This is a genomic window from Pseudomonas sp. P1.8, from assembly GCF_001269805.1.
Lineage (GTDB): Bacteria > Pseudomonadota > Gammaproteobacteria > Pseudomonadales > Pseudomonadaceae > Aquipseudomonas.
Genome location: NZ_LHVM01000013.1, coordinates 629,101 through 644,912, shown reverse-complemented (window position 1 = coordinate 644,912; position 15,812 = coordinate 629,101). Strand labels below are relative to the sequence as shown.

Genomic DNA, 15,812 nt, shown 5'->3' with positions numbered 1-15,812 from the left:
CTACCACCAATGGCAACGCAACAACATCTACGTGAAATCATTAGCCAGCTCAACTAAACGTCTATTTAGTTGAGCTATTAATTAATGACCTTTCTATCTTGTTGAGCGATACGACGATTTCACTCCAGTACCCTTTCTTCCATACATTTCAGGTCTGAGAGCTAACAAATGCGATTTATTTCATCCGTGTTGATCGTACCCGTCCGTCCGGGGAGTTTCCGGTAGCAACAAAACAAGCAAAATCCTCGTCACCTGCGCGGCTGCTTCGCACACCACCTTGAGCGTAACGACAGCGCTGTTTCCAATAGTTTGCCGATCACACAGCCCCCTGCGGCCAACATCGCCTATGTTCGCTAGCGAACAGACTTCGCCCCGATGAATAACCCACACTCGTCGGTGGAATGCTGCGCCCGGCGGCGCAATGCCCCGCACACCCAGCCTGGCGTAGAACCGCCTTCATTCCACATGCGACCTGCCCTGCGCGGTTCGTACGAAGGATCTCATGCAAAATATCCTGACACGCACGCTGTCCAGCCTTTGGCGCTCACCGGCCATCTGGCTCAGGTGGAGTGCAGCGCGGCACAAGTTCGAGTACGAGCCAATCCTGCGTTCCGACCTGTTCAATGCGCAGCAGATCGCTGACCACGGTATCGTACTGGCACGGCAGCATCTGCTTGGGCGTCTTTCAAAAAAGGACGCATTACTGGGCCGCCTGACTGACAACCAACTGATTCTGGAACGTAGCTGCGCAACGCTCAGAACCGTACAACTGTCCAGCCGACGTGCTACCCCTGCGGCCGAATGGCTGCTGGACAACTTCTATCTCATCGAAGAAAACATCCGTACCGCAAGGACCCACCTGCCCAATGGCTATAGCCGCGAGTTGCCACGCCTTTCCGAAGGCCCTTCAGCCGGCCTGCCGCGGGTTTACGACATCGCCCTGGAAACCATCGCTCACGGCGATGGCCGGATCGACGCGCAAAGCCTGAATAGTTTCATCGCCTCTTATCAGACCATTACGCCGTTGGCCCTGGGCGAGCTTTGGGCAATCCCGATCATGCTGCGACTGGCGCTGATCGAGAACTTGCGACGCGTGGCATCTCGCGTAATGGCCAACCGGGATGACCGCAACCTTGCCGATGACTGGGCCGATCGCTTGATCGAAATAGCCGAGCGCGACGCCAAGAGCGTGGTGTTGACCGTTGCCGACATGGCGCGATCGGCACCGCCGATGACGCCATCTTTCGTTGCAGAACTGGCGCGCCGCCTGCACGGACAAAGCGCTGCGCTGATTTTGCCCATGGCGTGGATAGAACAAACTCTCGGTGAGTCCGGTCTGACGGTCGAACGCCTGGTCCAGTTGGATGCTCAGCAGCAATCCGGTGACCAGGTGTCCATCAGCAACAGCATCGCCAGCTTGCGGTTGCTGGCAGCAACCGACTGGCGCGAGTTCGTCGAACGGCTCAGCCATGTCGAACAGCAATTGTGCACGGACCCGGCGGGCGTCTACGCGAAGATGGACTTCGCCACCCGCGATCATTACCGCCATGTGGTCGAACGCCTCGCGCGGCATTGTGTGCAGTCTGAAACCAAGGTGGCACAAGCCGCCATCGAACTGGCCACCACCACACAGCCCACGGCCGGTGTAACCGGGCACGTGGGCTACTACTTGGTGGCTGACGGGTTGCGCAGTCTGGAGCAGGCGCTGCACGCCAGTGTGCCGCTGCTCGAACGATGGAAGCGCCTGCTGCAGAGCGCCCCGTTGAAGTTCTACCTGTGCCCTGCACTGCTGCTGACACTGCTGTTGGCCTGGCCATTTCTCAGCAGCGCTTATCGCAGTGGCACGCCAATCTGGTGTCTGGTCCTGCTCGCCGTGTCCACGCTATTGATGACCAGCCGTCTGGCGACCGGCCTGGTCAACTGGCTGGTGACCCTCACGGTAGTCCCGTCGATACTGCCCCGCCTGGACTACAGCGAGGGCATACCGGCCGAGGCGCGTACGCTGGTGGCGGTGCCTACGATGTTTGCCAACGCCGGCGACATCGAGGCCTTGGCCGAAAGCCTGGAAGTGCGATTCCTGGCCAACCGCGATGCCAACCTGCATTTTGCGCTACTCAGTGACTTCATGGACGCCCCTGCCGAGGTGATGCCCGAGGATGCCGAACTGCTCGCACTGGCACGCCATCTGGTCGAGACGCTAAACCGCAAATATGCCGATGGCCAGGTCGACCGGTTCTTCCTGCTGCACAGGCCACGGCACTGGAGCTCCACCGAACGGGTATGGATGGGGCATGAACGCAAGCGCGGCAAACTCGCTGAGCTCAATGCTTTGCTACGTGACAAAGGGTTGCCTGGCAAAGGACAGGACCGCTTTGCATTGATCGTCGGTGATGTCGCGCCACTGGGTTCGGTTCGCTTCGTCATCACACTGGACACCGATACCTTGCTGCCACGCGATGTCGCGCGTCAGTGCATCGGCGCTATGATGCACCCGCTGAACCATCCCGTATTCGATGAACAGAGCGGGCAGATCGTCAGCGGGTACGCCATCCTGCAGCCACGGGTGGGGATCAGCCTGCCCAGCACGGCACGCTCGACCTACGCCCGCCTGTTTGGCAGCGATGCGGGTGTCGACCCCTATACCCGTGCGGTCTCCGATGTTTATCAGGACCTGTTCCAGAACGGTTCCTTCATCGGCAAGGGCATCTATGCCGTCGACGCCTTCGAACAGGCACTCGAGGGCTGCTTGCCCGACAACTGCATTCTCAGCCATGACTTGATCGAAGGCTGCTATGCCCGCTCCGGGCTGCTCAGCGATGTACAACTGTATGAGGAGTATCCTTCGCGCTACAGCGCCGACGCCAAACGCCGACACCGCTGGATTCGCGGCGACTGGCAAGTGCTGTACTGGGCCCTGCCGTGGGCGCCGAAACCGCAGGGAGGATTCGCACCCAACCGCCTCAGTGCCCTGGCACGCTGGAAGATTTTCGACAATCTGCGCCGCAGCCTGGAGCCAGGTGCCTTTCTGGTCATGCTGACATGGGGCTGGTTGGGTACGGCCGAGCCCGTCTCCTGGACATTGGCGGTGGTCATTCTGGTGTTTCTCCAACCCGTACTGCAGTCGGTACTGGCGCTGGTACAGAAAGCTGCCGATATTCCACTGGGGCAACACCTGAGCGCTGCATTGCGTACCTCGGGTCAGCATTTCATGCGAGCGCTGCTGTCGATTGTCTGGTTGCCATCCGATGCGTTGTTGAGCATCGATGCGATTGGCCGTTCACTCTGGCGCATGCTGGTCAGCAAACGCCGCCTGCTGCAATGGCAGCCTTCTCGTGAAGTGGAGCGATCCAGTGGCAACGATCTGCCGGGCATGTATCGAAGCATGTGGATTTCCCCTGCGCTGGCGCTGATTCTATTCGCCGCCCTGCTCCCCTCTCTCTCCGTACTCGCACTCGCGGCACCCTTGCTGCTGGTGTGGTTGGCGAGCCCGGCAATTGCCTGGTGGATCAGCCTGCCGACGACACCGGCGGCGTTTAACCCATCAGCGCAAGACCTGCGATTCCTGCGAATGCTGTCGCGCAAGACCTGGGCCTTCTTCGATCGGTATGTGGGCCCTGAGGACAACTGGTTGCCGCCGGACAACGTCCAGGAGATTCCCAAGCCAACCATTGCCCATCGGACATCACCAACCAACATGGGCATGGCCTTGCTCTCTCACCTGGCGGCCCACGATTTCGGCTATTTGAGTACCGGGCGCTTGCTCGAACGCATCACTGCAACGCTTGATTGCATGGCCGGCCTTGAGCGTCATCATGGGCACTTCTACAACTGGTACGACACCCGGACACTCCAGCCGCTGGCGCCTCGGTACGTGTCCACCGTGGACAGCGGCAACCTGGCGGGCCTGCTGCTAACCCTGCGGCCTGGGCTGCTGGGGTTGGTCGACACACCCCTGTTCGATCAACGCACCCTTGGCGGCCTGGGCGACACCCTCGATGTGCTGCAGCAGGCGTTACAGGGCGTGAATCTCGATGACTGTGCCGTGCTTGAACTACGTGCGAAGGTGGAGCTGGCCACTGTCCAGGACACCCCGGACAACACCCTGCAATTACTCGATCTGGCGGATGCCTTGGTAATCGACCATCCGGCCACGTCTGCTGAAGAAGCACACTACTGGTTGCAGGCATTACAGGCGCAGTGCGCGGATCTGCGCACAGAACGACTGCGCTTCGAGCTGCCGCAGGCAACGGCCCAGGCCAGGGCGCCTGCACTCACCCTGCGTCAAATGGCAGAGATCGATTGCACGCAGTGGCTGCCCGCCGATCAGGTGCAAGTGCAGGCGGTGCAACGCCTGGCTCGCGCACGAATCATCCACCTTGAGCGCCTGGCCGAATTGTCCGCGTCACTGGCCAGCATGGACTTCACTTTCCTCTACGATGCTCAACGTGACCTCTTCTCGATAGGCTACAACGCCGACGAGCGCAGGCTGGACAACGGCTATTACGACCTGCTCGCTTCAGAGGTTCGCCTGACCAATTTCGTGGTCATCGCCCAGGGCCAGCTGCCGCAGCAGGCCTGGTTCACCCTTGGACGCTTGCTCAGTAACAATCGGGGGGTGCCAGTACTGCTTTCCTGGTCCGGATCAATGTTCGAGTACCTGATGCCAAACCTGGTAATGCCCAGCTATGAAGGTACGCTACTGGAGCAGACATGCCGCGCTGCCGTCGCCTTGCAGATCGAGCATGGCAACCAGTTGGGCATCCCCTGGGGCGTGTCCGAGTCGGGTTACAACACCCTGGATGCTCACTTCAATTATCAGTATCGGGCGTTTGGTGTTTCAGGCCTTGGCCTCAAGCGCGGGTTGGCCGAGGATACCGTGATTGCGCCGTACGCCAGTGCTCTGGCGCTGATGGTCGAGCCGGAAGCGGCGTGCCGGAACCTGCAACGCCTGGCTGCTCAGGGCTCGGCCGGTCGCTATGGTCTGTACGAAGCGGTCGACTACACCGAGGCACGTCTACCACGCGGCCAGCGCTATGCGGTTGTGCAGTCGTTCATGGCGCACCATCAGGGCATGAGCCTGCTGGCCTTGACCAGCCTGCTGCTGGACCGGCCGATGCAGCGACGTTTCGAGTCGATTCCGGCATTCCAGGCGACCATCTTGCTGCTGCAGGAACGCGTACCCAAGACCGCCGCGCCCTACCTGCATGCGGCCCAGGACCCTGCCACAGAAGAAGGCGGACGGACGCAGGAAACCAGACTTCGGGTGTTCGCCGATCCCGGGCGCAAGCGCCCCGCCGTCCAGCTGCTCTCTAACGGCCATTACCATGTCATGCTCAGCAGTGCCGGCGGCGGTTACAGCCGCTGCAACGATATCGCCGTGACCCGCTGGCACGAAGACGCGACCTGCGACAACTGGGGCATGTTCTGCTACCTGCGTGATGTCACCAGCGGCGTTTTCTGGTCCTCGGCCCACCAGCCGACCCGGCACCGACCAGAAAGCCATGAAGCGATTTTCAGCGATGCCCGGGCCGAGTTTCGTGTTCGCGAGCTCGACTTCGATACGCACACGGAGATCGTCGTGTCCCCCGAAGACGATATCGAACTGCGCAGGCTGCACATCACCAACCGCGCCCGCGTACGTCGTAGCGTGGAGATCACCACCTACGCCGAGGTGGTCCTGGCGCCGGCAATCAGTGATGCCCTTCACCCGGCCTTCAGCAACCTGTTCGTGCAGACCGAGTTGCTGCCAACGCTGCAGGCAATCATCTGCACCCGCAGGCCTCGCTCCAGTAAGGAAGCGGCACCCTGGATGTGCCACCTGCTGGCTGCCCATGGTGTGGACATTGATGCCATTTCCTATGAGACCGATCGAGCGCGCTTCATCGGCCGCGGGCGCAACGTTGCAGCACCTGCGGCGCTTGATGGCAATGTCCAGCAGCTGTCCGGAACTGCAGGCTCGGTGCTCGACCCGATCGTGGCAATCCGCTGCCGTATTTCACTGGAGCCAGGGCAAGCGGCGACCATCGACCTGGTGACGGGCGTCGCGGACAGCCGTGAAGGTTGTCTGTATCTGATCAATAAATACCGCGACCGGCACCTCGCCGATCGCGTCTTCGACCTGGCATGGACTCACGGCCAGGTGTTGCTGCGCCAACTCAATGTATCGCTGGAAGATGCCCGCCTGTTTGAACAGATGGCCTCTTCGATCATCTACGCCAATGCTTCGTCGCGCACTGAAAATAGCGTATTGATGGCCAATCGACGGGATCAATCGAGCCTCTGGGGCCAGGCGATATCCGGGGACTTGCCCATCGTTCTGCTGCAGATCGCAACCGTGGAGAACATCGAGCTCGTACATCAGATGGTCAAGGCCCACGCCTACTGGCGGCAAAAGGGGCTGGTGGTGGACCTCGTCATCTGGAACGAAGACCAGGCCGGTTATCGCCAACAACTCCAGGACTTGATCATGGGGGTGGTGACGTCCGGCAGCGAAGCTCCGCTGATCGACCGTCCCGGGGGCATTTTCGTACGTCCGGCGCAGCAGTTGTCGAACGAGGATCGTACGCTGATCCTGTCGGTGGCGCGCCTGGTACTGAGCGAAAGCAACGGCAGCATTGCCGAACAAGTTCATCGGCGTCACGCAAGTCCGGTATACCCGGCGTTAGTACCCACGCTCAAGCGCCAACCCAAGACAACGGCGGCAGCCCCCCTCCCAGCTATCGAAGGTTTGCTCCTGAGCAACGCTTATGGCGGCTTCAGCGCTGATGGCAACGAGTATGTCATGACCTTGCAGCCTGACAGGCCGACGCCGGCGCCATGGGCCAACGTGTTGGCCAACCCGCATTTCGGCACAGTGATTTCCGAAAGTGGTGGCGCTTACACCTGGATGGAAAACGCTCACGAATTCCGCCTCAGCCCCTGGCATAACGACCCGCTCACCGACGCCTGCGGCGAGGCGATCTATGTCCGCGATGAAGAAACCGGGCATTTCTGGTCGGTGACGCCACAGCCTTGTCCCGGCACTGGCACGTACCGAACCCGGCACGGCTTCGGCTACAGCGTCTTCGAGCACGATGAAGACGGTATCCACGCCGAGTTGTGGGTTTATGTGGCGCTGGATGCTTCGATCAAATTCTCGCACCTGCAGATTCGAAATCGCTCAGGCCGCGCCCGACGCCTGTCGGCGACTTGCTATGTCGAGTGGGTGCTGGGCGACTTGCGCAGCAAATCAGCAATGCATGTGGTGACTGAAGCCGACCCCGCAAGTGGCGCATTTTTCGCCAGGAACGCCTATTCGATCGAGTTTTCCGAACGGGTGGCGTTCCTCGATACCGACTCGAGCGACACCAGTATCAGTGGTGATCGCACCGAGTTCATCGGCCGCAACGGCAGCCTCAAAGCTCCCGCCGGATTACAGCAGGCACGACTGTCGGGACGTACAGGCGGCGGCTTCGATCCTTGTGCGGCGGTACAGGTTGCCCTGGACCTCGACAACGGTGATGGCCAGGACGTCGTCTTCCGACTCGGTGCAGCCAAGGATACTGCGTCAGCACTACGCCTGGTTCAAAAGTACCGGGGACTGGGTTCGGCTACCGTGGAACTCGAGGCCGTACGCGAACATTGGCGTTCGCTGCTTGGCGTGATTCAGATCCAGACGCCCGACCCAAGTATCGATGTCATGGTCAATGGCTGGCTGATGTACCAGGTGATCGCCTGTCGCTTCCAGGCCCGCAGTGGCTACTATCAGTCCGGGGGGGCTATCGGCTTTCGTGATCAACTGCAAGACAGCATGGCGATGATCCATGCCGATCCCGCCAGTGTGCGTGACCATTTGTTGCTGTGTGCAGCCCATCAATATGCCGAAGGCGACGTTCAGCACTGGTGGCACCCGCCGCTCGATCGGGGTGTGCGCAGTGGCTGTTCGGACGATTATCTCTGGCTGGCATTGGCGACCAGCCACTATATCAACGTCACCGCCGACCTCAGCGTGCTGGCCGAATCCGTGGGTTACCTTGAAGGCCGCCCACTCAATGCCGGGGAGGAGTCATACTACGACCTGCCGGGCAAATCGCACCTCGAAGAAAGCCTCTATCAGCATTGTGTACGCGCAATCGAACACAGCCTGCAGCGCGGCAGCCACGGTCTGCCCTTGATGGGCACTGGCGACTGGAACGACGGGATGAATCTGGTCGGTCATCTGGGTCATGGGGAAAGCGTATGGCTGGGCTTTTTCGGCTACGAGGTTCTACAGCAGTTTGCCATCACCGCCCAATTGCATGGAGACCCTGCTTTCGCACAGCGTTGTACCCAACAGGCAGCCATGTTGCAGGCCAGTCTGGAGGAGCATGCCTGGGACGGATCATGGTACCGGCGCGCCTGGTTTGACGACGGCCAGGTACTGGGCTCGGCCAAGAATGATGAATGCCGCATCGACTCGATCTCGCAAAGCTGGTCCGTACTGTCGGGTGCCGCCTCGCAAACGCGGCGCCGCACGGCCATGGCCTCATTCGAGCAGCATCTGGTGCGTCCTGACACAGGCGCGGTACTGCTGCTCGATCCGCCCTTCGACACTGGCTCGCTTGAGCCCGGCTATATCAAGGGTTACGTGCCGGGAGTACGGGAAAATGGCGGCCAGTACACCCACGCTGCGGTGTGGGCCGGCATGGCTTTCGCAAGGCTTGGTGACAACACCAGGGCCTGGAGGTTGCTCAACATGATCAACCCCGCAGGCAATGAGATCGCCAGCCGGATCGAAACCTACAAGGTCGAGCCCTATGTCATGGCTGCCGACGTCTACGGCACGCCGCCACATGCGGGTCGTGGAGGTTGGACCTGGTACACCGGGTCGGCCGGCTGGACGTACCGATTCATCGTGGAGTCATTGCTTGGATTGCAGCGAGTCGGGACTTCATTGCAGATCGTACCGCTGCTGGCGCAAGGCTGGCCTGGTTATACGCTGCGCTACCGCTATGGGGCGACGCACTACCATATCAATGTGCGCCCCGGCACCGGCACTTCAGCTTCGATTACGCTGGACGGCGAGCTGCTGGGCAAGGACGCGCTGGAATTACTCGATGACGGCAGAGAACATCAGGTCCTGGTGTCATGCCCGGTCACAGCGGATCAACCAGAAACTTCAGGGCGTGATAGACCCGTCGAAGCCGATCTTGAGCGCTGAGATACAGCGCTCCTGGCGAGGCCTGAGTTCAGGCAGGAAGATTCGGGCCCTGGTGGTGTGGCTGCACAGCCTTACTCAACTTGGTGTGTACAGGCTGGTTGGCAGACTGCCCAGGCTTGTAATGCAGGGGTATTGGCATGCTCTGTGGCTGTTTCGCAGTGGGCTTGCCAGGGCCCTGGCGAAGATTGGGGTCAATGTGTTTGCTCATGGCATTCTCCAGCGTTCGGCGCTGCAGATGCGGCGTCGTTCCCTTGAGCATCGCAAATTTCAGCGGCTACTTCGGTGCGTTGCCCCGCATAGTGCGCTTTGGAGTAACCTGTCCCCATCAGGGTATTCCCCTTGAACGGTGGCTGATATGTTTGCTGTACCCAAGCCACAACAGAACTACCTCCTGGCAGCACTTCCGGCGCAAGCGCTGGATCGCCTGCTCCCCCACCTTGAACCGGTCGAGCTGCCACTTGGCAAAGTGCTCTATGAGTCCGGCGGCGCTCTGCGGCATGTCTACTTCCCCACCGACTCCATCGTGTCTCTGTTGTATGTGATGGAGAACGGTGCCGCGGCCGAGATTTCGGTTGTCGGCAATGAAGGCTTGATCGGTATTGCAGTATTCATGGGCGGTGAAAGCACCCCGAGTCGGGCCGTTGTGCAAAGTGCCGGGCATGCGTTCCGGTTACCCGGTCAGCAGCTCAAGGACGAGTTCAACCGCCATGAAGAGATGCTTCTGCTGATGCTGCGTTACACCCAGGCACTGATCACACAAATGGCTCAGACGGCGGTATGCAACCGCCACCACTCCATCGACCAGCAACTGTGTCGCTGGTTGCTGTTGTCGCTTGATCGCCTGAAAGGCAATGAATTGACCATGACCCAGGAATTGATCGCCAACATGCTTGGTGTACGCCGGGAAGGCGTGACCGACGCCGCCGGCAAGCTACAGCGCCTGGGTGTTATCGAATACAGTCGGGGGCACATCAAGATCCTCGACAGGGCCCGGCTCGAAGAGCTCAGTTGCGAATGCTACGCCGTGGTCAGGAGAGAAACCGAACGATTGCTGCCCTACTTTCCATTGCGGCGTGTCCCATGAAGCTGCCCACTGAACGATTAAGCCGATCTGTTGCGTCGACCGGTTGAATCCACAGCCATAAACCGTCATTCACAGCGGGTGCCCTTCCCCCCGAATGCAGAATGTCAGGTTGACCCGTGCGATCTCGCCATTTTCCGAGGTAAGTAGTAAGCCGCAGTCAGCTTCCTCGAAGAGAACCTCAGAACCGGGCAGTAACTCGTCATCTGCGGGCATTTGTATTCACTGACCAATGGGGCCGATATCTGGAAAATTATAGACACCACTCGCGCAAGGACCCTCAAAATTTGCTCCTTTCGCAGTGAATGGACAGCTGTGAGCATTCTGCGGGTATATTTCATGAAATGACGTGTTCAAAGCGGCGGATAGCCAAAGGTACGAGCGCGAACTGCTCAATGCCCGAATGCTTGCCGAAAGGCATTTGGTGAAACACCTCAAGAACGACGCGTGCTGGATACGACCCAGGACAAGTTGCGTATCACGTACGCTGCGGCTGAAGACAGTGCCCTGTTCGCCGAGCAGCTTATCGGGATTGTCAGTCATGACCTGCGCAACCCGTTGTCGGCCATAAAAATGGCAACGGAACTGCCTCGCTCGATTAACTAACTGAAATTGATCTCAGCGCAGCCACGCCCCTTCCGAGTTCGTCGAAGATGGCTTGGCATACCCGTCCTCTATGGGACGATGCCGCTTTGCTTCACAAAAAATGGTGAGGAAGCTCGTTTTCAGGGAGCAGTCTCATGTGTGAAACAACGTTTTTGAATCGCCCCTGGTTTCCTGGACTCCACCACCGACCGGTTTGGGTCGATCAGAGCCCTTTACAATCGACACTGCACTCAGGATTTTTGAGCGCTCTGATCCTGGGTGAACGCTTGACGGCGGGAGCCTGACGCAGCAGAGGTGCACTGCGTCATGTCTGACGGTTTAAAATCGCCTCGGCATGCCTGGGTAAGGCGATAGAAATTACAGCGGCCAGCAGCACGCAGACCGAGGAAACCCACAAGCAAGTCTCCAACCCGTAACCCTGATAAATCCAGCCGGACAGCACGGTGCCGAGCAATCGGCCCAGGGCGTTGGACATGTAGTAGAAACCCACGTCCAGCGATACCCCGTCTTCTTTGGCATACGAGACGATGAGATAGCTGTGCAGAGAAGAATTCACCGCGAACAGCGCGCCGAATACCATCAACCCACCCAGCAGCACAATGTGCGGCGACCAACCCGTCGAGAGACCGAGGGCGATTGCCGCAGGCAGCCCTGCCAGCGCAAGTGCCCAGAGAAATGCCGCACGACCATCCGGTACGTGGCCGCGTTTCTTACCGGTTATGTTTGGGGCCAACGATTGAATGATGCCGTAGCCGATGACCCAGGCCGCAAGAAAGCCACCAACCTTCCAGAAGTCCCAGCCGAATACGCTACTCAGGTAGACCGGCAACGCCACCACGAACCAGACATCGCGGGCACCAAAGAGGAACATTCGCGCAGCCGAGAGGATATTGATCGCCCGGCTCTTGGAGAGAATGTCGCGAAACTTCGGTTTGGCCTTGGCTTTGCCCAGATCCTTCTTCAACAGGAACAGGCTGACTATCCAGATCAACGCCAGAGTCGCGGCCATTGCTAGCACGGCAACCGTAAAGCCCAGCAATGCCAGCAGCGCACTGCCCAGGAAGAAACCCACGCCTTTGAGCGCGTTCTTCGAGCCAGTGAGAATTGCCACCCATTGATAGAGGGTGCCTTGTTGGTTGTCGGGCACCAGGAGTTTGATGGAACTCTTGGCGCTCATTTTGTTGAGGTCTTTGGCAATGCCCGACAACGCCTGAGCGCCCATCACCCAAGGGATGGTCAGCCAGGCGGCGGGCACAGTCAGCATCAACAAGGCTGCCACCTGGAGCCCCAAACCAATGTTCATGGTGCGATTGAGACCTAGACGGGCACCCAGGTAACCGCCGACCAGATTGGTAATGACTCCGAAGATTTCATAGAACAGAAACAAGAACGCAATCTGCAACGGGCTGTAGCCCAACGCATGGAAGTGCAACACCACCAACATGCGCAAGGCGCCGTCGGTGAGAGTAAAAGCCCAGTAATTGCCGGTCACTAACAGGTACTGGCGCACTTGCGGGGAAAGGGCTGACAACGCGTTCATGATCTCTCCCTGTTAATCGGCCATGCCGACCAGTTTGGCCAGCTCAACAGCACGATTGGCATAACCCCATTCGTTGTCGTACCAGGCATAAATCTTCACTTGAGTGCCATTGATCACCATCGTCGACAGCGCATCGATGATCGATGAGCGCGGGTCGGTGCGGTAGTCGATGGACACCAGTGGGCGCGTCTCATAGCCGAGAATGTTTTTCAGCGGGCCTTCTGCCGCCGCTTTAAGCAACGCATTAACCTCATCCACCGAGGTGGCGCGCTCCACTTCGAACACACAATCGGTGAGCGAGGCATTCGCCAACGGTACGCGAACCGCGTGACCATTCAGGCGGCCACGCAGTTCGGGGAAGATTTGCGCAATGGCGGTGGCCGAGCCAGTGCTGGTCGGGATGAGACTCATGCCTGAAGCGCGGGCGCGGCGCAGATCCTTGTGCGGCTGATCGAGGATGCTCTGGGTGTTGGTCAGGTCGTGAATGGTGGTGATCGAACCGTGGCGAATGCCCAGGTTCTCGTGGATCACTTTGACGACCGGGGCCAGGCAATTGGTGGTGCAGGAAGCAGCGGTCACAATGCGGTGCTGCGCCGGGTCGAACAGGTGCTGGTTAACGCCCATCACCACGTTCAAGGCACCTTGCTCCTTGACCGGCGCACAGACCACCACACGCTTAACGCCTTGATCCAGGTAGGCCTGCAACACCGCCACAGTCTTCATCTTGCCGCTGGCCTCGATCACCAGATCGCAACCCGACCAGTCGGTGTCGGCAATCGCTTTGTTCGCGGTGACCTTGATGCGCTTGCCGCCAATCACTACATGATCGCCTTCTGCGCAGGCTTCGTTGTTCCAACGACCATGCACAGAGTCGAAGTTGATCAGGTGCGCATGGGTTACTGCATCGCCTGCCGGGTCGTTGATTTGCACGAACTCGAACTCTGGCCAGCCCCAGGCTGCACGCAGGGCGAGACGACCGATGCGACCGAAACCGTTGATACCTACTTTGATGCTCATGCTGTTGTTCTCTTGGGGCTGCTGACTGGGGGCAATTACGACTTGGCGATGTCGAATTGGCTGGCGTAGTTGATAGGCGCAGGGTGCTGAATCGCACGCGGGCGCAGCGTCCTTCAGATAGAGCGTTGATTAACGCGCCTGGAGAGTTCTTCCGCCGACTCCTTACGCTCGGAATAGCGGTCGACCAGATAGTCCTGCCGCTCGCGCAGTAACAATGTGAACTTCACCAGCTCTTCCATTACGTCCACGACACGGTCGTAGAATGCCGAGGGCTTCATGCGCCCCGCCTCGTCGAACTCCAGGTAGGCCTTCGGCACCGAGGACTGGTTGGGAATGGTGACCATACGCATCCAGCGACCCAATACACGTAGCTGGTTGACCACGTTGAAAGATTGCGAGCCACCACAAACCTGCATCACCGCCAGCGTCTTGCCCTGAGTTGGGCGCACTGCGCCCATGGTCAACGGAATCCAGTCGATCTGCGCCTTGAACACTGCGCTCATCGAGCCGTGGCGTTCGGGGGAGCACCAGACCTGACCTTCTGACCAGAGCACCAGCTCGCGTAGCTCCTGCACTTTGGGGTGGCTGTCCGGCACATCATCTGGCAACGGCAGCTCAGATGGATTGAAGATGCGAGTTTCTGCGCCGAAATGTTGCAACAGGCGCGCAGCCTCTTCAGTCAGCAGGCGGCTGAACGAACGCTCGCGGGTCGAGCCGTAGAGCAGCAGGATTCGCGGTTTGTGGGTAGCCGACAGCGTGCTGCCGAGTTTATCGAGGGTCGGCAGGTCGACCAGTTCGGCATCGAGGTTGGGGATCAGTTCTTCAGTCATACGTTTACTCCTGAGCGATGGCGCCCTTCGGATGATCGAACCAGCGGCGCTTGAGCCAGAGGGCCACGCCAACCAGGGAGATCAGTACCGGCACTTCCACCAGCGGGCCAATCACCGTGGCAAAGGCTACCGGCGAAGCGAGGCCGAATGTGGCAATGGCCACAGCGATGGCCAGTTCGAAGTTGTTGCTGGCAGCGGTAAAGGCCAGTGCAGTGGTGCGTGGATAATCCGCGCGGAGCAGCTTGCCCATCCAAAAGCTGATGAAAAACATCACCACGAAGTAGATGGTCAACGGGATAGCGATACGCAGCACATCCAGCGGAAGCTGCAACACCATGTCGCCCTTGAGGCTGAACATCGCCACGATGGTCAGCAACAGCGCGACCAGGGTCAGAGGGCTGATGCGCGGAATGAAGCGCTGGCTGTACCAGGTTTCGCCTTTGCGGCTGATGAGGATTTTGCGTGTAAGGAAACCAGCCAGGAATGGGATGCCCAGGTAGATCAGCACGGACTCGGCGATGCTGACAAAGTTGGTATCAATCACACTGCCCTGTAATCCGAACAATGGCGGCAGTAGGCCTAAGAAGACCCATGCATACACGCTGAAGAACAGGATCTGGAAGATGCTGTTGAAGGCCACCAGACCGGCGACATATTGGTTATTGCCGCCCGCGATCTGATTCCACACCAGCACCATAGCGATGCAGCGCGCCAGACCTATAAGGATCAGGCCGGTCATGTACTCCGGCTTGTCAGCGAGAAACACGATGGCCAGTACGAACATCAGCACGGGGCCGATCACCCAGTTCTGAATCAGCGAAAGGGCCAGAATTCGCTTGTCCTTGAACACCTCCGGCAGCTCTTCGTACCTGACCTTGGCCAGCGGTGGATACATCATCACGATCAGGCCGATGGCAATCGGGATATTGGTCGAACCCACCGAAAGGCTGTTAAGCCAGGCCGGTAGCCCTGCGAACAGACTGCCCAAGCTGACACCAATCGCCATGGCGAGAAAGATCCAGACCGTCAGATAGCGATCCAAAAAAGAAAGACGGCTTGTACTCATCGTCATGTCTCCAGTGTCAGAGGGTGCCAATCAGGGCCAGCTCGGCCTTGAGTTGTTCGGCACTTAACTGCTTGAGCGGTAAAGCCAGGAAGGCTTCGATTCGGGTTCTGATCTGCTCCAGAGTGGCTTCGAAAGCCGCCTCGATCTCTTCTTGAGTCCCTTGATACTCAGAAGGATCTGCCAGCCCCCAGTGGGCCTTGGTGGCCGGGCCAAAAAAGACCGGGCAGGCTTCGCCGGCAGCCTTGTCGCAAACCGTGATAACGAAATCAGGGACCAGGTTTACATGGACATCGCTGGACTTGCTGTAGAGCCCTGCGGTAGAGATTCCAGCCATATCTAACGTTTTCAGGCTCAGTGGATGGACTTCGCCCTTTGGCTGGCTACCGGCGCTGTAGGCTTGCATCTCAGTCGGAGCCAAGTGATTGAACATGGATTCGCAAAGAATGCTGCGGCAACTGTTGGCGGTGCAAAGAAACAGAATCTTCATCAGGCTA

General features: G+C 59.1%; 8 protein-coding genes. 3 read left to right on the top strand and 5 right to left on the bottom strand.

Going from position 1 to position 15,812, the window contains the following annotated elements; all coding sequences use genetic code 11:
* The first annotated feature begins 502 nt into the window (after positions 1-502).
* The 3 genes from AD668_RS13510 to AD668_RS29965 all read left to right on the top strand — a co-directional run bounded on the left by AD668_RS13510 (position 503) and on the right by AD668_RS29965 (position 10,865).
* Complete coding sequence (locus AD668_RS13510; protein ID WP_053159479.1) at positions 503-9,178, top strand: GH36-type glycosyl hydrolase domain-containing protein; 8,676 nt, start codon at positions 503-505, stop codon at positions 9,176-9,178.
* 355 nt (positions 9,179-9,533) lie between these two features.
* Positions 9,534-10,262, top strand: coding sequence for a Crp/Fnr family transcriptional regulator (locus tag AD668_RS13500; RefSeq protein WP_053159475.1), 729 nt, complete (start codon positions 9,534-9,536; stop codon positions 10,260-10,262).
* A gap of 444 nt (positions 10,263-10,706) precedes the next feature.
* Positions 10,707-10,865, top strand: a complete 159-nt coding sequence (locus AD668_RS29965) for a histidine kinase dimerization/phospho-acceptor domain-containing protein (protein ID WP_256220647.1) — start codon at positions 10,707-10,709, stop codon at positions 10,863-10,865.
* A 304-nt stretch (positions 10,866-11,169) separates the two neighbouring features.
* On the opposite strand, the gene arsJ is transcribed toward AD668_RS29965, so the two are convergent.
* The 5 genes from arsJ to AD668_RS13475 form a co-directional block, all read right to left on the bottom strand.
* Positions 11,170-12,405: an organoarsenical effux MFS transporter ArsJ gene (gene arsJ, locus AD668_RS13495; RefSeq protein ID WP_053159473.1), complete on the bottom strand. Its 1,236-nt coding sequence runs from the start codon at positions 12,403-12,405 to the stop codon at positions 11,170-11,172.
* A gap of 12 nt (positions 12,406-12,417) precedes the next feature.
* Positions 12,418-13,422 carry an ArsJ-associated glyceraldehyde-3-phosphate dehydrogenase gene (locus tag AD668_RS13490; RefSeq protein WP_053159471.1) on the bottom strand — a complete coding sequence of 335 codons (1,005 nt, stop codon included), beginning with the start codon at positions 13,420-13,422 and terminating at the stop codon, positions 12,418-12,420.
* Positions 13,423-13,535: 113 nt separating this feature from the next.
* Positions 13,536-14,252, bottom strand: coding sequence for an arsenical resistance protein ArsH (gene arsH / locus AD668_RS13485; protein WP_053159470.1), 717 nt, complete (start codon positions 14,250-14,252; stop codon positions 13,536-13,538).
* A gap of 4 nt (positions 14,253-14,256) precedes the next feature.
* On the bottom strand, positions 14,257-15,318 hold the full coding sequence (gene arsB, locus AD668_RS13480) for an ACR3 family arsenite efflux transporter (protein WP_053159468.1): 1,062 nt from the start codon (positions 15,316-15,318) through the stop codon (positions 14,257-14,259).
* Between the two features lie 16 nt (positions 15,319-15,334).
* Complete coding sequence (locus AD668_RS13475) at positions 15,335-15,805, bottom strand: arsenate reductase ArsC (RefSeq protein ID WP_053159466.1); 471 nt, start codon at positions 15,803-15,805, stop codon at positions 15,335-15,337.
* Positions 15,806-15,812 lie beyond the last annotated feature (7 nt).